Origin of the sequence: Bradyrhizobium sp. B120 (assembly GCF_049075665.1) — a bacterium.
GTDB lineage: Bacteria > Pseudomonadota > Alphaproteobacteria > Rhizobiales > Xanthobacteraceae > Bradyrhizobium.
The window spans coordinates 2,449,771-2,468,673 of record NZ_CP185242.1 but is presented as its reverse complement, the minus strand read 5'-3'; the positions used below and the strand labels follow the sequence as shown (position 1 = coordinate 2,468,673).

15 protein-coding genes and 1 pseudogene are annotated in these 18,903 nt (G+C 60.4%); 8 read left to right on the top strand and 8 right to left on the bottom strand.

The genetic code is table 11. The features are described from left to right. A complete protein-coding gene (gene gspM / locus ACOIX3_RS11430) occupies window positions 1–573 on the top strand; it encodes a type II secretion system protein GspM (RefSeq protein WP_420969864.1) in 573 nt (190 codons plus the stop codon). A 40-nt stretch (window positions 574–613) separates the two neighbouring features. Here gspM and ACOIX3_RS11425 read toward each other — a convergent pair whose 3' ends face one another. The 5 genes from ACOIX3_RS11425 to ACOIX3_RS11405 form a co-directional block, all read right to left on the bottom strand. Next, window positions 614–1,561: a UDP-glucuronic acid decarboxylase family protein gene (locus ACOIX3_RS11425; RefSeq protein ID WP_420969863.1), complete on the bottom strand. Its 948-nt coding sequence runs from the start codon at window positions 1,559–1,561 to the stop codon at window positions 614–616. 1 nt (window position 1,562) lies between these two features. Then, a complete protein-coding gene (locus ACOIX3_RS11420; RefSeq protein WP_420969862.1) occupies window positions 1,563–1,961 on the bottom strand; it encodes a hypothetical protein in 399 nt (132 codons plus the stop codon). Between the two features lie 353 nt (window positions 1,962–2,314). Next, window positions 2,315–5,038: a carboxypeptidase-like regulatory domain-containing protein gene (locus tag ACOIX3_RS11415; RefSeq protein ID WP_420969861.1), complete on the bottom strand. Its 2,724-nt coding sequence runs from the start codon at window positions 5,036–5,038 to the stop codon at window positions 2,315–2,317. Then, the gene (locus ACOIX3_RS11410; RefSeq protein WP_420969860.1) at window positions 5,035–7,206 is read right to left on the bottom strand and encodes a hypothetical protein; all 2,172 of its coding nucleotides are present in this window, start codon (window positions 7,204–7,206) and stop codon (window positions 5,035–5,037) included. The genes ACOIX3_RS11415 and ACOIX3_RS11410 overlap by 4 nt, the downstream gene beginning before the upstream one ends. Window positions 7,207–7,243: 37 nt before the next feature. After that, the gene (locus tag ACOIX3_RS11405) at window positions 7,244–7,684 is read right to left on the bottom strand and encodes a hypothetical protein (protein ID WP_420969859.1); all 441 of its coding nucleotides are present in this window, start codon (window positions 7,682–7,684) and stop codon (window positions 7,244–7,246) included. A gap of 323 nt (window positions 7,685–8,007) precedes the next feature. Here ACOIX3_RS11405 and ACOIX3_RS11400 point away from each other — a divergent pair, with 323 nt between their 5' ends. The 7 genes from ACOIX3_RS11400 to ACOIX3_RS11370 all read left to right on the top strand — a co-directional run bounded on the left by ACOIX3_RS11400 (window position 8,008) and on the right by ACOIX3_RS11370 (window position 16,306). Then, window positions 8,008–8,862 (top strand): methyltransferase domain-containing protein, encoded by an 855-nt coding sequence (locus ACOIX3_RS11400; RefSeq protein WP_420969858.1) that lies wholly within the window; start codon window positions 8,008–8,010, stop codon window positions 8,860–8,862. Between the two features lie 27 nt (window positions 8,863–8,889). Next, window positions 8,890–10,107, top strand: a complete 1,218-nt coding sequence (locus ACOIX3_RS11395) for an MBOAT family O-acyltransferase (protein ID WP_420969857.1) — start codon at window positions 8,890–8,892, stop codon at window positions 10,105–10,107. Between the two features lie 116 nt (window positions 10,108–10,223). After that, window positions 10,224–11,342, top strand: a complete 1,119-nt coding sequence (locus tag ACOIX3_RS11390; RefSeq protein WP_420969856.1) for a hypothetical protein — start codon at window positions 10,224–10,226, stop codon at window positions 11,340–11,342. 117 nt (window positions 11,343–11,459) lie between these two features. Beyond that, window positions 11,460–11,705 (top strand): acyl carrier protein, encoded by a 246-nt coding sequence (locus ACOIX3_RS11385; RefSeq protein ID WP_157345131.1) that lies wholly within the window; start codon window positions 11,460–11,462, stop codon window positions 11,703–11,705. Then, window positions 11,702–12,130 (top strand): MaoC/PaaZ C-terminal domain-containing protein, encoded by a 429-nt coding sequence (locus tag ACOIX3_RS11380; RefSeq protein WP_420969854.1) that lies wholly within the window; start codon window positions 11,702–11,704, stop codon window positions 12,128–12,130. The genes ACOIX3_RS11385 and ACOIX3_RS11380 overlap by 4 nt, the downstream gene beginning before the upstream one ends. A gap of 21 nt (window positions 12,131–12,151) precedes the next feature. Then, entirely contained in the window at window positions 12,152–14,044 is a 1,893-nt protein-coding gene (locus ACOIX3_RS11375; protein ID WP_420969852.1) for an HAD-IIIC family phosphatase, read from the top strand. Between the two features lie 1,827 nt (window positions 14,045–15,871). Beyond that, window positions 15,872–16,306, top strand: a complete 435-nt coding sequence (locus ACOIX3_RS11370; RefSeq protein WP_420969851.1) for a hypothetical protein — start codon at window positions 15,872–15,874, stop codon at window positions 16,304–16,306. Between the two features lie 19 nt (window positions 16,307–16,325). Here ACOIX3_RS11370 and ACOIX3_RS11365 read toward each other — a convergent pair whose 3' ends face one another. The 3 genes and pseudogenes from ACOIX3_RS11365 to tnpC all read right to left on the bottom strand — a co-directional run bounded on the left by ACOIX3_RS11365 (window position 16,326) and on the right by tnpC (window position 18,843). Further along, entirely contained in the window at window positions 16,326–16,496 is a 171-nt protein-coding gene (locus tag ACOIX3_RS11365; RefSeq protein ID WP_420969850.1) for a hypothetical protein, read from the bottom strand. Between the two features lie 298 nt (window positions 16,497–16,794). Beyond that, window positions 16,795–17,172, bottom strand: a complete 378-nt coding sequence (locus ACOIX3_RS11360) for a hypothetical protein (RefSeq protein ID WP_420969849.1) — start codon at window positions 17,170–17,172, stop codon at window positions 16,795–16,797. A 79-nt stretch (window positions 17,173–17,251) separates the two neighbouring features. Further along, a pseudogene (gene tnpC, locus ACOIX3_RS11355) lies at window positions 17,252–18,843 on the bottom strand (IS66 family transposase). Between the last annotated feature and the right edge of the window lie 60 nt (window positions 18,844–18,903).

Below are 18,903 nucleotides of genomic sequence, written 5' to 3'. Positions count from 1 at the left end.
GTGCTGAAAGCGAAGCTCAACTTCAAGTTCGACATCAACCGCGAACAGGTTTTCGCGGCCGGCGGATTCTGCGCGCTGCTGCTGATCTGCGCGGTCGCGATTGCGGGCGCGCTGCAGGCACGCTCCAGCGCGGCGCAGCACCTCGCCGAACAGCGCGACGAATTGGCGGCGCTCGAGGCGCATTCGCGCCCCGCTGCCAACAAGCGTGCACAGACCCAACGCCTCGCGGCGCCGGCGGCGGCCTTCCTGGATGCGCCGACCAGCGGCCTCGCCACCGCGCAGCTCCAGGCTTATCTGTCCGAACTGGTGCTGAGCCAGCACGCGGTGCTGGTCTCGTCCGGAATTCCCGCCGATCGCGACGACAAGAACGACGCCATCAGGCTCCAGATCTCCCTGAATGCCTCACTGGCGGCATTGCAGACGTTGCTCTACCGGCTCGAGAGCGGCGCGCCCTATGTGTTCGTCGACGCATTGCTGGTGCAGCCGGGGGGATCAGTCGAGCGAACTGCCGGCGATCCGGTCTTGAAGGTCACTCTGACGGTGCACGCTTTCTGGCGCCGCCGGACGGCTTGATCGATCGCAACCGTGCAAGGGCGGGCGAACTCTGGGAATGCTATTCGGCCGCTGCTCTCAACTGGCCCCGGAAGTAATCGATCGTTCGCTCGAGGCCACGGCCGAGATCGATGGTCGGCTCCCAGCCCAGCACCGAGCGCGCAAGCGAGATGTCCGGCTGCCTCTGGCGAGGGTCATCGGACGGCAGCGGTGCGAACACCAGCCTGCTTCTTGATCCGGTCATGGCAATGACCTGTTCGGCCAGCTCGCGGATGGTGAACTCCCTTGGATTGCCGATGTTGATCGGCCCGGTGAAATCGTTGGGGGTGTTCATGGTCCGGATCATCGCCTCGATCAGATCGTCGACATAGCAGAAGCTGCGGGTCTGGCGGCCATCTCCGTAGATGGTGATATCGTTGCCGCCGAGCGCCTGGACGATGAAGTTCGACACCACACGACCATCGTTGGGGTGCATGCGGGGACCGTAGGTATTGAATATCCGCACAACCTTGATCCGCAGGCCGTGCTGGCGCCAATAGTCGAAGAACAGCGTCTCGGCACAGCGCTTGCCTTCGTCATAGCAGGAGCGCAGCCCGATCGGATTGACGTGTCCCCAGTAGGATTCGACCTGCGGATGGATTTCCGGATCGCCATAGACCTCCGAGGTCGAGGCCTGGAGGATCTTGGCCTTCACGCGCTTGGCCAGGCCAAGCATGTTGATGGCGCCGTGGACGCTGGTCTTGGTCGTCTGCACCGGATCGAACTGGTAATGGATCGGCGAAGCCGGACACGCCAGATTGTAGATCTGGTCGACTTCGACATAGAGCGGGAACGTCACATCGTGGCGCATCACCTCGAAGCGGGGACTGCCGATCAGATGGGCGATGTTGGCCCTGCTGCCGGTGAAGTAGTTGTCGACGCAGAGCACATCGTGGCCCTGCCCGATCAGCCGCTCGCACAGATGCGAACCTAGAAATCCGGCTCCGCCGGTCACCAGCACCTTTGCCACGTCACTCCCTCTTCATGTCGGAGCTTGAAGCCGGTTGCCAGACCCACGCACGTCGAGCCGCGGGAACATAGCCCGCGACATGCGAGCAATCGCCGCTCTGCGAGCCGAACACCGTCCACTGCGTGACCTTCCAGACTTCGCTGCCGCGAAGCGACGCGCCGGCAAGGACGCAGCTATTCCAGGGAGCAACAACGAATTGGATATCGTAACAGCCCGGCTCGATGCGCGAGACCGTGTGAAATCGCGAAGGCGGCAACGCCCCGGTAAACTGATCCGGCCCCCATTGCCCTGCCCCGCATGGCGAAATGTAGAGGTGCTGCAGCGGCGTGTTCGAGGCGTTGACGATGGTGAATTCAGCCGCGCCCGCAGCAGACGAGAGCATCGCCGCGATCGCCGTCACAACGAGCCGTTGATAAGATGAGCGATGCATGTGAGGCGAACGCACTGCGGACATTCATTGCAGCTGCCGCGTGGCAGGCGATGAACGATAGCATCGCGCCATTGCAGTTTTATGGCGTTTCCCGTTGTAATTGTCTCGTTCGCTTGCGATGTGCGAATGCCTGCGCAGCGCCGAGCGTTCGCGGCGGGCCATCCGGCAGAGCTTGCGTTTGCGGTACGCGAGATGACCTGACGCCACCTCGCGCAATGCGAGAGCTCTCGGTGAACTGCGACGATTCATGTGCCCCTAACCCGCAAAAATTTTTCGCAGGTCAACGCAGCGGCAGGGCTCCTCGCTCAAGCGATATTGGGCAACTACTGCTCTTGCGCCAAAAGGTCCGGCATCGTTTCGCAAGCTTGTTCAGGAGCGGCGAGGATATTGGCTGGAGACGGAGATGATCTGCCCGGGAATTGCAGGCTGCGCCCCAGTTCAATGTCGAGCTCGGCCTCGTCCTTGCCGATCTCGATGCGGCGTCCCTGCCTTGGGAAACACTGCCGTGAGCCCAGTTGAGCGCGGATGCTCACGATTTGCCCATTCGGCTGTCCGGGGAAGAAATAATACCCGTCCTGATCGGTCGCGGTAGAGGTGATGCGTCCGGACTCTGCAGTCACGCGAACTTGCACTCCCGGCGCGGGCGTCCAGCCGTCCAGGGTGACGCGGCCCGCGATCAACTTGGACCCGTCCGAAGCCTGACCGTTCCCGGAAGGCCGCAAAGCCCTGAAATTTTGCACATCGAGCGTCGTGCCGGCAGGCGCGTTCATCAACGACACCCTCACCTCCTTGACCCTTCCGAGCGGGAGAGGTGGCCGACGCCAGTCGTCGCCCTCGTCGATGAATTTGGACCAAGCCAGCTGCGTCACATCGAGCGTGTGCGATACCCACTCATCGAGCTTCTTCAGACGCGGGACAGACCATGTGCTGGACGACACACGCGCATCCGGCGGCCGATCTTCCAGAATGGAAACCGTGCCGCCATCCTGCATCAGCAATTCGATCTTGAAACGGGATCCGAGGCAGCTCTCGTCATTCTTGCCTGTACAGCGCTTGCGAACAGCAAGCTGCAGGTGGCTCGTGTTCCAGAGGTCGAGCCTCCAGGGTTTGATAACGATGCCTGCGTCGCCGGACTTGTCAGTTGCAAGACTGATGAAGGAATTGGCTGCCGATGCGTCGGTGAAAAGCCCCGATTTGGCTTCGATGCTCGCGCGGTCCTTCAGAGAGACCGGGCCGATGATTGAGGTCGGCGCGTGATCGTCGACCAATGTGATCGACGTCCTGCCGGTTTCATCCGGCGGGTTGCGGGTAAATGATTGCGTCTCCTTGTCGCCGATCCGTACCGAAGCATGTTCGACATCCGGAACGTACACCGTGAGTCCGTGAAGGTCGCGCGTACCGGCGCTCATATCCGGCCAGGTCGTTTGCGTGACCGGATCGGTCCACGGCGTGATCGAGATGGTGGATTTGTCGATTGCGAGGTGAGAGGCGATGTTGGAATGCATCACCTGGTACCGAACCCACGTGTTCGCCGGAGGTGACCAGATGCGTCGGCCGGGGCCGATCGAGCCGTCGAAGTCATAGACGTAATTTGCAAACCGTCGCATCCATTTCCGAACGGCCGGCGTCACCGGCTCCTCCGGCGAGGCCCGAAAAATCGAGGTTCCTTCTTCTGAGCCGAAATGGGTGTAGATCAGCCCCTTCACCTTCTTGTCGCGGTTGATCGACTGGAGGTGAGAAGCGATCAGCATTGCGAGCGCGTTGCCCTGGGCCACGTTACAGTTCGGCCCGCAATAGAGCTCCTTCCTTTCGCTCTCGGGAATATCCGCGAGCAAGGTTCGCGCCGACGCATCAAACTTGTCTTCGCTACCAGTCTCCAGTGCCGGTGGTGTCGCGCGGGGCAGGTTGTAGAGCTGCTGGTAGGTGGATGAGAGCGGCGGCAAACCGTGCTGGACTTCAGGGCCATCGGGACTGACGAATATATCCCTGGGATCTGCGGGAAAATAGGACCAGACCGCGAGCACACCAAGCTTTCTCAAAAGGTCGGAATGGTAGCCATGGCTCTGCTTCTCGTCAGCAAGCGCGGCATGCGTATCAACGAGGGCGGGGCTGTCGAAGGCAATAAACTTTGAAACCTTCCCTGGAACGCCGAAATCCTGAACAAGCGTGTTGCCGCCATGAGACGTCAGTATGGCGGGGCGAACGTTCCATGCCTCGAGCCAGGGGATTTCGGACAGAACCGTGCGCCGGCTGAAATGGTCACGCTCCACCCTGGTGAGGGAAGCGGCACACCCGGTCGCGCAGGACGGCGCGATAAACTCGATCCGGTCGATCGACATCGGATCCACAGGGCGCCTCACGCTGTCGGACTGCAGCGGGACGATCACCTCGACGATCCAGCCGAGCGATCCCACTTCAAATTGAATGCCTTGTCCGCGAACGACATCGCCTGTACCAAAAATGGTCGATCGACCTTGGGTATCGTGCAACATGATCGAAAGGTCGGCAGGCGGAGCCGCGGAGAAGTAGAATCTCACGTTGCGGCTTGCCTGAGGGGTTAGACCGACAGAAGACATAGTCAGGCTCGATCGTGCCGCCGACAGGGAATGCGGCGGCTGGATCTCCGCTCGAAAAGGCAAGAGATCGTCCTCCTGCCAGCCATGGAAATGATCGATGTTTCCGCGATGCCACTCTCGCAGCAGCAGGGCAAAAGTGGCTTCTGAGCCGATGCCGGAGGGGAATCGATTCAACTGTCCCGGGCCAACAAAAAACGCCGAGATCACCTGCCTACCTTGCGGCCAAAGCGAATCCGAGATCGTCAAACCGAGGTCTTCATTGAAGAAGCGGTGAATGGCCGCGCCGTGCCAGGCACGAAGCGCGTCGGTATCTGAGGCAAAGCTGACGATATGCGCGAACGGGTACGGCAACACGCGAACCGGCGCATCCGGCTTCCCCTCATCGGCAAGGGCTGATGCCGCGCCAAGCGCACAGCATCCGAGCGCTACGATCAGGCGCAGGACAAGCAGATAGGCGCCCGGCTTTTTCATCTCGAGGTATCGGAAAGGATTTTGGTCAATGGCGCCGTCAGTTCCCGCGCAAGCCATTGATGCCCGAGTTTCGAGTAATGTCCGTCGTGTTCAAACGTCAGCAGCCTCGGCACTTCCGCATATTTCTCGGAGAAGTTGGGATTCACGCAGGCGTAGCCGTTCTTGGCGCAGTATTCAGCTATGTTTCTGGCAAAGCCCTTTGCGCCCGCGGCGACTTTGGTGCCGTCGGCCAAGGTCAGCGTGACGTCACAACTGGTTCGGCACTGTGCCTGATCAATCCCAGTATGGAATATGAAATTCTGACCGGGATGGTGCTTCTCGATATATGAGACGATTTCAGTCCAGTATTGGAATGCCTCCTTGCCGGGTTGCGGCATGACATCGAAAGGCACCCTCAGCGTCTCGCCAAACGGAATTCCTTTGTCGTATGCTGGGAACGTCGGCTTGACGGCGAAGACGGAAAAGACCGGCGAAGCGGTCCGGAACGTCAATGCACCGCTCGCATCATGGAGGAAATTCGGAAGTGGGCTGTTCTCCGGATCGAATCCCAATCCGTCGCGCAGCATTGTTGGGCTGACCTGGGAGACCAGCCCCGCAAGCATCGATACCAAGGTGCCCTGAACTCCGAACTTCGAAGTGTAGTCCCGAATTCTCGGAAAGTTCGTACCGATGTCGCCATTGTCGGTCGCAGCGGAGATGACCTCGACGCACCGATGCATGGCTACGCCGAGACTTTCCTCGAGAAGAATATTGATCTTTTCGTAGGGGCGGACCTGAAGGGCGACCATGTCGCTGCCACCCGTACTGGCAAGACGGATGCAGTGATCGGGATTGTCGAAAAAGCGGTCTCGATCGACGTAACCCTGATTGTTTACGAATGTGGTCGAATCGTACTCCTGGACCGTGCCGCCGCCTGGCCAGTATTGGCGGCTATGCGGTTCGTAGAACGCTGCGTACGGAGACGGCTTGCGGGCGCCTATGAACTTCGCGCGGGTTGAATCGGGGGCATGGCCGTCCTCGTTAACATAGATCGGACGCACGTCAATGACGAGGTCGCCGCGATCGTATGACGGAACGAACCATCGACCGAGTGTTGCGGAATGCTCGAACTCTTCGCGTCTGAGGCGAAGGGATACCGGTTTCGTCGGATCCACTGCGGTGAAAGCGAAGGTACCGTCCGTCGCGAGCACGCCCTTTGTCGCGGTGCCGGATTCCTCCAGCAATTCGATCGAGGTGTTCGGCGCAATGGCGCCCCCGACCACCTTGCCCGCCAAAGCGACGCCGTTGCTGGTCGCCGGTGGCGCCGGCCGAACCAGAGCGAGCGTCTGGAAACGCATTGTCGTTCCGGCCGCACCATCGACCTTCACGAACCATTGCGAGATCGCCTTCGCCTGACCGCTTCTCAGGTTCAGGAGCAGGTTGGAAGGCAACGGGATGGTTACCTGATTACCAGCCAGCTTGATATCTCCGACCACCTGCGCGCTGTTGGCACGCGTGACGATGTCATCAGGAAGAACCGGCGGAAGCAGACCAGCCGGCTCCGAGCTCCTGGCGGTCAGGTCCAATACCCAGGCGAGAGATTGTCCGTCATTGAGGATAAATCCGACGGTCAGCTTGCCCGTCGTCGGAGGGGCCGCGAACTTGATCTGTAAATGGGTCGCGTCCCTCGCCGGAGTGAAGTCGGGTGACCAGATCAGCCACGCCTGTCCATGGGTGATCTCGAAATCCGCTTCGGTGACGCTGATTGGGCCGGAGCGCCGTTCGCGAAAATCACCGCCGTAGGTCTCGAAGAGTCCGTTCTTGCGATAGGGGCCCACGGCATCAAGCATCGCAAAAACCGGTACGCCCCGCCCGCGATACTCGCTCGCATCGGGGGCATGGTCGACCAGCGTGCCTCCGGCACCAGCCAGCAACGACTCCAGCGTCGCGACGCGTGCGGACAACTGGTGAAGCTCAATCTCCGCCTTCTTGTCGAAGGCCGATTGCGTTGGAGTTGCCGGCGGAGAGGACGGAATTTCCGGCTTGGGCGGGCTGCGTTCAGCCAACATCCGATCAACCCGCTGATTGATGTATCTGCGTGTCTTCTCGACCGTTGCCGCTATGCCGCCGCAAACTGCGACGACCAGGATGATGCCAGCAGCCGTCCTTTTAAGCTTCGAACTTGTCATGTTGAGCAGGCGATTTCTCAGGGAAAGGCTTGAAGCCTTATGGGCTAAAGGAGAGCTTGTCTTCGGTTAGCACGACCTCGTCGCCCTTTTTCTCGAACGCGATGGTGCCAAACCGCCTCATGCCGTCGAACTTGGCGCGGTTGTACTCATCCATGCTATCGACCGAGATCAAATAGACCACGACTTTTGGGCTCGAGCTGAACTCAGGTTGCGCGAGATAATCCTTGGCGTAGCGAGCGGCGGTGGCCCTGATGAGATCGGAAGCCTCCGCGCCAGATTTTTGTAGATCGACGAGGTTCGGCTTCAAGTCCAACACGAGGATGAGGCGGCTGTCTTTCGCCGCCGCCACCCGATGGTCCTTCTCTACCACAAGTGGCGCGCCGGCTGCGAGGGCAGATGAAATTCCTGCCGACGACAGCGTCCCCAAGATGACGGCCTGGCGCAGCAGAGCAAATGCGCTAGGGAAGCGGCTATTCATGTTCCGGGCCCTTGACTTTGGGGCTATCTGGCTGAGCTTTTTGGCTCCGTCAAGCTAACAATTGGCCAACGGCTTCTGCCCTGCCTCGCCGAGATGCCCTCCGGCCCTGCTGTCGAGAAGAATTATCCCCGTTCAAGGCCTTGCATGGACAAGCCCGGCTATGTCAGAAGGGCGATAATTTTCAACCAAAGGGTGGTCAGGTGACTGGTTCCACGGACATCGTGCGGCGGTCGAGAATCGCAGAGATCGATATTGCTGCGTATCCGTATCTTTCAGCACTTGTTGAGCGACAGATTGCCGCGTGGCCCCAACATGAGGCCACCTTGGCGACCAGTCTCGGCAACAGGTCGCTCGAGGTCATGCGCGACACCGAGGCATCGTCGCAGCTCGTCACCAAGATCGCGCTGCATCACTTCGGGACGATCGACAAGATTTGCCACGACTACCGGTACTTCTGCGAGAACATGATCCTGGAAGCCGAATTGTTCTTCCGGCGTCATGGACGTTATGAACGCTCCAAATTCAGCGAGGCCGTTCGCGACGTCTACTCGAAGCCCGACGTCATGGAAAAATACATGAACGGGCTGCTGCTGTCGGGCGTGTTCTGGCACAACCACGCCTGCGCGCTGACCTTCTATCGGAGCCAGTACCTGCCGATGCTCCCGGAGGGATACCGTCATCTTGAAGTGGGGCCCGGTCACGGCGCGCTGCTCTATCTGACGGCAACGGATCCCCGATCCGGCTCGATCGTGGGGTGGGACGTCAGCGAAGGCGCCATCGCGGCCACGCGGCGCACGCTGGAAGTGATCGGCGTCAGCGATGAGATCGAGTTGGTCCGCCAGGACATGTTCGACGCACCCGATCGACGCGACACCTTCGACAGCATCGTCGTGAGCGAGTTGCTCGAGCATCTCGAGGACCCACTCAAGGCGCTGCGATCCCTGATCCGCTATCTGAAGCCCGGCGGAAGGATTCTCGTGAACATGCCCGCCAACAGCCCGGCCCCCGATCATCTCTACCTGATCGACAAGCCGCAGGAGATGATCGATCTCATGACGTCGGCGGGCTTCGAGATCGAGAAGAGCGAGCTGTTCCCGATGACGGGGTATCGCCTCGAGCGTTGCCTGAAGGACCGCCTGACGATCAATTGCGTGGCTGTTGGACGGCGGCCCCGCTAGGGACTCGTTGCGTCGAGAAGGGATGCCATGCTTTTCCAATCAGCGGCCGCCGTCGTTAGCGGGCCATCCCTGAACAGCTTCGAGTTTCTGTACATATCGGCGGCCGCCATCATCATCTGCTGCGCCGTCAGTCTGCGGATGGCGCGCAGTGTCGCCCTGCTGCTCCTGAGCTTCGCATTCTTCATCAGCTTCGGATTCGATCCGGCATCGCTCATCGTCCTGGCGGGCTTCCTTGCCGTTTCATACGGGATCGGCCTGTTTCGCAAGCAACGCGGCGCGCGCTTTACCATGGAAGCGCAGCTGCTCGTCGTAGCGTTGCTCTGGATCTTTCTGTTTCTCGCGCGAGACCCCCGACTGTTGGGAGGGGCCAACCCGTTCCATTACATGCCGGTCCACATCATCGGCATTTCCTACATGGTGTTCCGCTGCGTGAGCTACCTGATGGAAGTGGAATTCATCGAAAGGCCGAGCTTCCTTCGATTCTGCACCTACGTGCTGTTCTTTCCCGCATTGCTGGCCGGCCCGATCGAGCGTTATCGGAGCTTCGAGCAGCAGCTGGCATCTCCCGCCTTCGATTCCAAGGCAGTCGTCCCTGCCCTTCACCGCATCGCCAACGGGATGATCAAGAAGTTCGTCATCGCCGACAATCTATCGGCGTTCGGCATCTTTTCATTCGACAATGCCACGCAAATGTCGGGGCCGATGTTGTGGGTGGGGGCCCTAGCCCAGCTCGGCCTCATCTACCTCGATTTTAGCGGCTATTGCGACATCGTGATCGGGACGGCCTCGCTGATGGGCTTCCGGTTGATTGAAAACTTCAATCGGCCGTTCGATTCAACGACGATCCAGGAGTTCTGGAATCGGTGGCATATCTCGCTCAGCACGCTGGTGAGAGACTACGTCTTCACGCCACTCAACTTCATTGTCATCAAGAAGGCGCCGCGCGGTATTCAGTTCGCCCTGATATCGGCCGTCTACTTCCTCTCGATGATCCTGATCGCGCTTTGGCATGGGGTGACGTGGGGCTTTCTGGCCTTCGGCACGGTGCACGGCGGAGCCCTGGTTGCGAGCCAGCTCGTCCGCAAATATGTCGGCGTCAAGAAGGGGCCGGTCGCCACCGGGCCGTCGATCTATCTCCGCCGCTTTCTCGTCTACGCGTTCGTCTCGACAACGCTGATCCTTTGGCTCAAGTCCTACTCGGAGTGGGGCGCGATCTACGGCAAGATGCTGGGGCTGTATCCATGACATTGGGACGCGACGACATTCTCAAGATCGTGTGGCTGGCCGCCAAGATCGCCATCATCGTGCTGCTGTCGAACACCGGCCAAGCCCTGTTCGTCTACCAGAATTTCTGAACGCTGATGGTCGAGACTCCAAAAACAAGGGTATCCCGAGGCCGCGACGTTCTCGCGCGTCTGGGAGTGACCGTTGCCGTGCTGATCGCGATGCTGGCCTGCCTGGATGTCACCTTGCGAGTGGCCGTTCCGGCCAGCGGCATCTTTCAGGCAACGATCGACGTCCAGTCACCGACGGCTCTTTATGCCAAGCTCGAAGAGTTTCGAAAGTTTGACGGATTGAAGGTCGCCGTTCTGGGCGACTCCTTGATCTTCGGCCGTGCCATGCGTGACAAGGGCGATACCGCCTGGCAGACGCATACCTTGTCGCGCCAGTTGCAGAATTGGCTTGCCGAAAAGCACCCCGGCCAAAAAGTACTGGTCGCCAACTTCGGCATGAACGGAACGCTTCCGACCGATCTTGAGAACCTTGTTCGCATCGTGCTGCCCTCGAAGCCGGATGCCATCGTGTTCGATCTCAGCCTGCGGTCTTTCTCCCGGGATTTCGATCGCGAAGGTGAAACCAGAACCCGCCTCTGGTTGGACACTCTCTCCGTGGATGCCAACGGGACTTATTCCACCGGCAAGGGCGATGGCGGACTCGCGAGATGGAGCCACGACGCACTGGTCAACTGGTGGTTTCTGTACCGGTCACGCGACTTTCTCCAAGCCCTGTGGTTCGACGGCAGTCCCTTCAACTATCTGGTGGGCCTGCGCGATGCCGCGGACAAATGGCTGCAACGCTCGGCTGGGGCCACGAGCGATGACCTTGGCGATGTCGTGCTGCTGATGCGGGCACGGGCGCGGTACGAGAAGATCGATCTGGCCCCCGATAACCCGCAACGACAAGCCCTGGATCGGATCCTGCGCCGCGTGTCGGAAGCAAAGCAATCCACGCTGATCTTCTACGCGACCGAGAATCCCAAAGTATTGCCCGACCTGCTTCCGCAGCAAAAGTTTGCCGAGCTCCAGGCTCAACTCGTGCAAATCATCTCGCCGCGGCCTCCGGAGCGAGTTTACGTCGGGCCGCTCGCTACCCTTCCAGCATCCGAATTCCTCGATCACGTCCATCTCGATAAGGCCGGCTACGCCCAACTGAGCGCGGAACTTGGCCCGCCCCTGGACGCCATGATCGGGAGACGGTGAGGGAGCCTTGTGAATGCCGATGCCATCTGCTAGTTCTCGCGCCGAAAAGGCGGATTTTACGGGGCTTGCTCGGCAATTTCGACGCCGCCGTCTCACCCAAATCATGGGATAATTGTGATGACTGACGAGGAAATCTATTCCCGCCTCACGCCGATTTTCCGGGACGTGTTCGACGACGATACGCTGACGCCGCATCCGGAAATGACCGCTGCAGAAGTGCCGGCGTGGGACAGCCTCAGCAACATTCGGCTGGTCGTCGCTGTCGAGGTGGAGTTCAAGATCCAGTTCTCGACTGGCGAGGTCGCCGCCCTGAAGAACGTCGGCGAGTTCGTCAACGTCATTCGTCAAAGAGCTGCGCGTTGAGCGAACGGCCACGAGTGCTGCTGTGGAACGAGCTCAAGGAAGGCATGACCGTCTCGCTTCCGTTCCGGATCGGTCAGAGCGAGATGGATGCCTTCCGAAAGCTGTCGGGAGATTCGAGCCGCATTCATATCGATTCCGAATTCGCGCAGAGCCGCGGATTCACGGGGCCGGTGGTGTACGGCGCGCTCACAGTCGCCAGACTTTCGCATCTGGTCGGAATGCATTTGCCGGGCGACCTCGGGCTGGCGACGAGCTGGCGGATCGACTTCAACAAGCCGCTCTACATCGACGAGGAAGCGACCTTTAACGGCGAGCTCACTCATGTGTCGCAATCCACCCATACCGTCAGCCTGAAGTTTCGGGTGTACGCGGGTGAGAAACTGATAGCGAGCGGCACCGCCGGATCCAAACTTCTAGATGAATGATTCCATCCTGGGGTCTACGCCATGACGTTTCAGCTTCAAGAACTGCCCTGGTTAGAGGCGCCGCCGGCGGACTTCAAGGCGCTATGCAGCGCGCTTGACGCCTCCGACGAGCCGCACGGCGCCGAGATCGCCGCACTTGCCGCCAAGAACCTCAACACGGACCAGCTCACGCGCCTTTCGAAGAGCATCGAACGCGCGCGAACCAAGAAGAAGGCGATTTCGCCGCTTCGCGAATTTCATCTTGGATTGCTCGGTAACGGTACGACATGCCTGTTTGCCCCTGCGCTTGCCGCAGGCGCCGCGCGTCATGGCGTCCTGCTCCGCGTGACTCAGGCTGATTACGATCAGGTTGTGCAGGAAGCGCTCGATCCATCCTCCGCGATCAACTCCTGCAAGCCCGACGCCGTTCTGCTGGCGCTCGATTTCCACGGATTGCCCCTCAACGACGGCGGCGGCACTTCGTCGAACCAGTCCGCCCTCGACTACGTGGGCATGATACGTGAAGGTCTCGAGCGCGGCGCCGGGGTGCCGGTCATTTTCCAGACCGTTGCCTGCCCTCCGCAGCCACTGTTCGGAAGCATGGACGCGCAAGTATCCATGTCGCTGCGCCGCCAGATTCAGGATTTTAACGACGGGCTCCGCGAGCTCGCCGCGAAGCGGGGTGACTACATACTCGACGTCGCCGCCTTGGCGGAAGCGATCGGCACCCAGAACTGGCACAATCCCGTCCAGTGGAATCTCTACAAGCTGCCATTCGCGCAAACGATGGTGCCGGTCTACGTTGAATATGTTGGACGGCTGCTCGGCGCCATCCGCGGCAACGCCCGCAAATGCCTCGTGCTCGATCTCGACAACACGATCTGGGGTGGCACGATTGGCGACGACGGACTGGAAGGGATCGTTCTCGGACAGGGCGATGGCGTCGGAGAAGCCTTCTCGGAAATCCAGCGAACGGCGCTTCAGCTGCGCGATCGCGGCGTTATCCTGGCCGTATGCTCGAAGAATACGGATGAAGTCGCGCGACAACCGTTCCGGGAGCATCCCGAGATGTCGCTGAAGCTCGAGCATATTGCGGTCTTTCAGGCCAACTGGAGCGACAAGGCCACCAACATCGAAGCCATCGCCAAGACGCTGAATATCGGGCTGGATTCCATGGTGCTGCTCGACGACAACCCCGCCGAGCGAAGCCAGGTCCGAAAGGCGCTGCCGATGGTGGCCGTGCCCGAGCTGCCCACCGATCCTTCGCTCTACGCACGCACGCTCCTGAACGCGGGCTATTTCGAAGCTGTCACGTTTTCCGAAGAGGATCGTCAGCGCGGTGACCTCTATCAGGCAAATGCCCAGCGCGCGGAGCTGTCGGCGAAGTCCCGCGACATGGAAGAGTTTCTGGCGTCGCTCGGCATGACGATCGAATTCCACGCGTTCGATGCCGTCAATCTGGGGCGGATCGCGCAGCTCATCAACAAGACCAATCAGTTCAATCTGACGACGCGGCGCTACACGCATTCCGAAGTCGAGACCATGTCGCGTTCGCCTGATTGCCTGACCTTCCAGATCAGGCTTCGCGACCGCTTTGGTGACAACGGGGTCATCGGCGTCGTGATCGCGCGCAAGAAGGACACGGCTTACGACATCGACACCTGGTTGATGAGCTGCCGGGTCCTCGGGCGACGGGTTGAGGAAGCCATCATTGCCGAACTTGTCCACCATTGCCGTTTGAATGGCGTTGACACGCTCGAGGGAAGCTACCTGCCCACCGCCAAGAACGGGCTGGTGCGCGACCTGTACAAGAAGCTCGGATTTGCGCCGGCCGGCGGCACGGATGACCACCACATCTGGAAGCTGGACATCGCCGAATACGACGTCCCCGCCCTGCCGTTCGAGGTTATTCGCGACAACGCCGCAAATGCCTGAGCTCCGGCGTTTGCACGCCGCGCCGCTGACCCCGGAACGGTAGCCGCGGCAACTGGATCTCGCGCCGGCTGGCCGCTCCGCGCTTTCCTGGCCGCAGACGGTCAGCGAAAAAGACTGTCTCGGCTGGCAGTCGCGATCGAAGCGGCCTCCCCTCGGATTCGCTCGCCAAAACGGGAACTTGCAGCGACGGGCGAGAGACTTTCAATGATCTCGCCCCGGATGCCGCCGACTGACGCCAACCCACTGCGTCCGGCCTGTTTCGGCCTATACGCGTGATTTTTCAGGTACTTAGCTGGCGCACATTGGATGGCTGGGGCGGGAGGGATCGAACCTCCGAATGGCGGAATCAAAATCAACCGGGAGGTGCAATAAGATCAACGTCTATTCTGAACTTTCGGCGAAATACGGGCCCAGCAAGATCAATTGGTTACGTCGCGGTTCAGAACGCGAGGACGCGCTCTCCAAGCACATCCTACTCTCCAAGGTGTGAAACGGCGAGACACGACCGAATGCTTGCTAACCGCCCAAGGAACGTTGCCAAGGACTACTTCCTGCCTGGCGTCTCGATGCAGCTCAAGCCTGCCCGCAGCCAATCAGTTTCGAAGTGTCTTTGATCGTTCAACTGCTCGCAAGCGTGCGGCAAAATGCAAGGGTCGCGTGCGAGATACAACTGGGCGCCTGAGCACTACCTGCATCGTAGCTCACCTTGGCGCACTCGACCGGGTTGAACCATTTCACAGTACCTGTCGCCACGTCGCTCCATCCCTCTTGCAATGACGGACACGGCAATGCCATTCCATCAAACTCGCCAATGGTTTAGCCTTATTCTTGGCTAATTTCGGGCAAAGCGTGCAGTTCGCTGTGTTGGTCGAGGATCGATCCGTGCGTATCACGATTGTAGCGTTCGGAGTCGTTGGCCTATTCGGTATGGGCGCTGTTGCAGCCTTGGGGAGAAATCCCGCCCCCGCAGCGCTCACTATGGTCTCCTACCCCGTGGCGGAGACGTCGGGTAAGGGCGACCGCCTTCCATTGAAAGCCGAGCCAGAGACTGCCGGCGCGGCCGTCGCGAATGAACCCGCGCAAGCGCACGGGGTTGCTGCGGTCACAATCGATGCTTCGTCCGCAACGACTGCCGCCCCCACAGCGCCCGTCCAGGTCGTTGTCACGCCCCGTCAGAGCGAACAGCGGAAGGAGCCGTTGAAGATCATTTCTCGACATTGGCATGATCCCGCAGACACAAAATACCAATTGACGAAGCGTAAAGCGGCTGCCGAAATTAGTTCACCGCCGGTACGGGCTGACACGCCTCAACAGGCCGGCGAGAAGAAAAACTGCAGCCAGAGCGGGTTGGACACCTTCCTGCGGTCAATCAACCTAAAACCGCGCTGCGCTACATGAGAGCGAGCTGAAAAGCGATCCGGGCGCGGGGAGCATCGAGGCTGCTTATTTCACTTCCAGCAGTCGGGGCATGGGCCCTGCTGGCTCGGGTTGCACTGTTGCGGCCGATAGGGGCCACGGGTAAGGGCATCTGAACGCATGCGAGTGCTTAGCATTTGGTGGATCACCGGTCCCTTGCTGCTTAGCGCCTGCATCGCAGGGGCCAAAATTGCTCTGGAAATGAGAACCTGGCCAAGGCGCGCTTCTTCATCATCGGTGCTCTTCTGGCGATCATTACATCCATCCTGGTCGAGATCCGTAAGCGTCAGGTGCAAGTTTCAGATCTTGCTCGAGTCCTGTACGCGGAATTGACGCATTTGGTTGCGCTGCGTTTTTGATTCCGAGAAGCCTTGGAAAGCTTGCTGGCCCAAGAACTCCGCGCCAGGCGGGATGTCCGCGGGTAAGCTGCGGAAGTTCGCGCCTGCTGTACCGACCATCTACAGTGCCACCGCTGGCCAGCTCGCCCTATTGCCGTGGAAAGCTCCGCAGACCTTGATCGAGTTTCATTACCGGCTTTTCGCCCTTCGAAGCGAGATCGAGAACCCCATCGCGAGCGCAAATCCTTCGAATAGCGCAAACGTCCCGATCGGCGAACTGAGGCAGGTTGGACTGAGATTTCATCAAACACTCGGGCCAAGTCTAAAAGCCCTTGAAGACCTCAGGCCACTGGTGGCAGACCAAGCCAAAATCGAGGAGCACGCCCGTATCAGCTATTACGAAACGCGTCCGGGTCCGGACCTGAAGAACCTAAGGGAGCGGATTGAAGACCTGCTAGCTGAGTCCCGCTCGCTAGAAGAGAAGGAGGCGTACTACCCGCCGGCATGAACCGACGGCCGTTTGGTGCTCAGATCCAGCCGGCTGCCCGGTCGGGCAGACAATCTGGAAGCGGCTCGTCGAGCAGACCGGCGAACAGCACACCGACCGCTGCGCGCGCCAATCGGCGCGCCACCCCGGAGGCTATGGCGTGCATCGAGGTACGGATACCACCGCGGATACTGCCGTTGGTGATTGGCACCTCGCCAGTAATCCGGCTGCGGCCTAACGGCGCCGTCACCAAAGAAAAACCCGCCGGTTCATGCCCGGCGGCTTGGGCATCGGCCCTGCGGCATAGGCCCTGCAATCTAAGCTGTGCTGGGGATTTCAGTGCCCCAGTTCAGGAAGAAAAACGCCGCCGGGCTTGTATTTGTGAGACCGGCGGCGTCTTTTCTTGGGACAATCAGAACAGCATGCCGCTGCTGATCGTCGCCAGCTTGCGGCTGACCAGGATCGCGTGCGCGCCAGCCTGAGCCGGTACCGTGCAACCAACAAACCGATCAGGCGCATTCGCTTCCACCGATCAGAATGACCGTCGCCGGCCGTTTGGTCTCGTCCGGCTCGGCGAGGAAGTTCGCCACGAGCTCGCCAGAGAGCTTGTGCACGATCAGCGCATCCTCGTCATTCTCGGGGAGTGCTGCGGCGACGTTGATGGCCTGCCGCCGATGCCAGGGCTGGATCTTCATGCCATTGCCCCCTGCTGCCAGACCTTGGGTGCCGACCTGCTCCAGGAGGCCGTCCCAGTCGCCTTTGCCGCTGTCGCCGTCCTCCCCGAAATCGTCGGCGCCGCCGGCAGCCCAGCGCTCTTGGCTGTGGTGGCAGTCGAGGCTTCCAAGGTCGGATTGCGCTCGAGGGATGCGGCTCCTGAGTCGTGGCAATGAGACGGACGACGATTGAAATAAAAGCCGCTGCTTAGGTCAGCGGCGCTGCTTCAACGTAAGCGGCAAGCTGCGGCCGTCAGGCAGCGTGGTTCCATGGCATAAGCGCGTCGATTTCGCCGCTCGGCCAGCCGTTGGCGATACGCTGAAGCGTTAGGCTGAGCCAGGCGAACGGATCGACGTTATTCATCTTTGCTGTCTGCAGCAGTGTTGCGATGGTCGCCCAGGTTCGTCCGCCGCCGTCGCTACCGGCAAAGAGGCTATTCTTTCTCGTAATTGTTTGTGGTCTGATGGCGCGTTCGACGATGTTGGAGTCGAGCTCGATGCGACCATCAGCCAGGAAGCGTTCGAAGATGGCACGGCGCGAGACTGCATAGCGGATTGCCTCGGCCAGTTTTGATTTGCCGGAGATCCGTCGCAAAGTCTGCTGCCAGAGATCGAAGAGATCTGCGACGACCGCCGAGGAGGCTTGCTGGCGCGCGGCAACGCGTGCGTCGGGGCTTTGACCGCGCACGGTCTTCTCGACCTGCCAGAGCTTCGCCATCCGCTCGACCGTCGCCGTTGCCACTTTCGAACTTCCTGCAACATGCAGCTCATAGAACTTGCGCCGGCTGTGTGACCAGCAGCCAGCCAAGGTGACGCTGTCATTGGCGCGATCCGGGCGCACCAGCTTGTTATACGCGGCATAGCCGTCCACCTGCAGGATGCCGCGATAACCGTTGAGATGCCGGACCGCGCATTCGCCGGAGCGGCTGTCTTCGAAGCGATACGCCACCATCGGCGGACCGCTGCGGCCAAAAGTTCGGTCATCTCGGGCATAGGCCCATAAGTAGGCCGTCTTCGTGGATCCGGAGCCGGGAGCCAGGGTCGGCAAGGTCGTTTCGTCGGCAAAGATCCGATCCGCCTTCTTGACCTCGCTGAAGATGTAGTTGGCCACGATCTCCAGCTCGAAGCCGAGCTTGCCCATCCATTGCGCCATCAGCTGGCGGTCAAGTTCGACCTGGTCGCGGGCGTAGATGGCTTCCTGCCGGTAGAGCGGCTGGCCATCGGCGTATTTGGAGACGGCGATCTGGGCCAGAAGGGCTTCGGTCGGAATGCCACCCTCGATGATGTGGGCTGGGGCCGGCGCCTGGATCACGCCGTCCTCGTTCTTGAAGGCATACTTGGGCCGGCGCGTGACGATGACGCGGAACTTCGCCGGCTCCACATCCAGACGCTCCGACACGTCTTCGCCGATCAGCACCTTCTGCTTACCGGCATGCTCAGCCAATGCTTCCGGCTCAATGACGACCTCGATCCGTTCCAGATGGGAGGCGAAGCCTTTGCGCCGACGAGGTGCGCGTTTGCCATCCGCACGCTCGCGGCCCTTGTTGACCTGTGCCTTGATCGCAGCGATGCCGGTCTCGATCTCCTCGAAGGCAAAGACCTGCTGTTCATCACGATGCTCGCAGGGCCGAGCTTCTCCGATCGTCGGCCGAACCGGGCGCGGTCAAAGGCCTTCAGGATCTGCGTCAGCCGCGCGATGCGCGCGTCGGCATCGGCGTTGCGGGCCTTGAGATCGTCGACCTCGCTCTCCAGAGCGTCGACACGGGCCGCCTTCTCGGCCATGGCAAGCACCATGGTCTTCAGCGTCTCTACGTCATTCGGGAGGTCGAGATCGGGCGGCGTCATTGACCCGACCAGAGCACATTTTGCTCCGGTTCTCTCGCCCTTTCAGGCAGTTGATTCACT

Excerpts from the sequence above, each read along its gene's own strand:
- ACOIX3_RS11415 (WP_420969861.1), bottom strand. The coding sequence starts at position 5,038 with ATGAAAAAGCCGGGCGCCTATCTGCTTGTCCTGCGCCTGATCGTAGCG.
- ACOIX3_RS11410 (WP_420969860.1), bottom strand. The coding sequence starts at position 7,206 with ATGACAAGTTCGAAGCTTAAAAGGACGGCTGCTGGCATCATCCTGGTC.
- ACOIX3_RS11405 (WP_420969859.1), bottom strand. The coding sequence starts at position 7,684 with ATGAATAGCCGCTTCCCTAGCGCATTTGCTCTGCTGCGCCAGGCCGTC.
- ACOIX3_RS11395 (WP_420969857.1), top strand. The coding sequence starts at position 8,890 with ATGCTTTTCCAATCAGCGGCCGCCGTCGTTAGCGGGCCATCCCTGAAC.
- ACOIX3_RS11390 (WP_420969856.1), top strand. The coding sequence starts at position 10,224 with ATGGTCGAGACTCCAAAAACAAGGGTATCCCGAGGCCGCGACGTTCTC.
- ACOIX3_RS11385 (WP_157345131.1), top strand. The coding sequence starts at position 11,460 with ATGACTGACGAGGAAATCTATTCCCGCCTCACGCCGATTTTCCGGGAC.
- ACOIX3_RS11375 (WP_420969852.1), top strand. The coding sequence starts at position 12,152 with ATGACGTTTCAGCTTCAAGAACTGCCCTGGTTAGAGGCGCCGCCGGCG.
- ACOIX3_RS11370 (WP_420969851.1), top strand. The coding sequence starts at position 15,872 with ATGTCCGCGGGTAAGCTGCGGAAGTTCGCGCCTGCTGTACCGACCATC.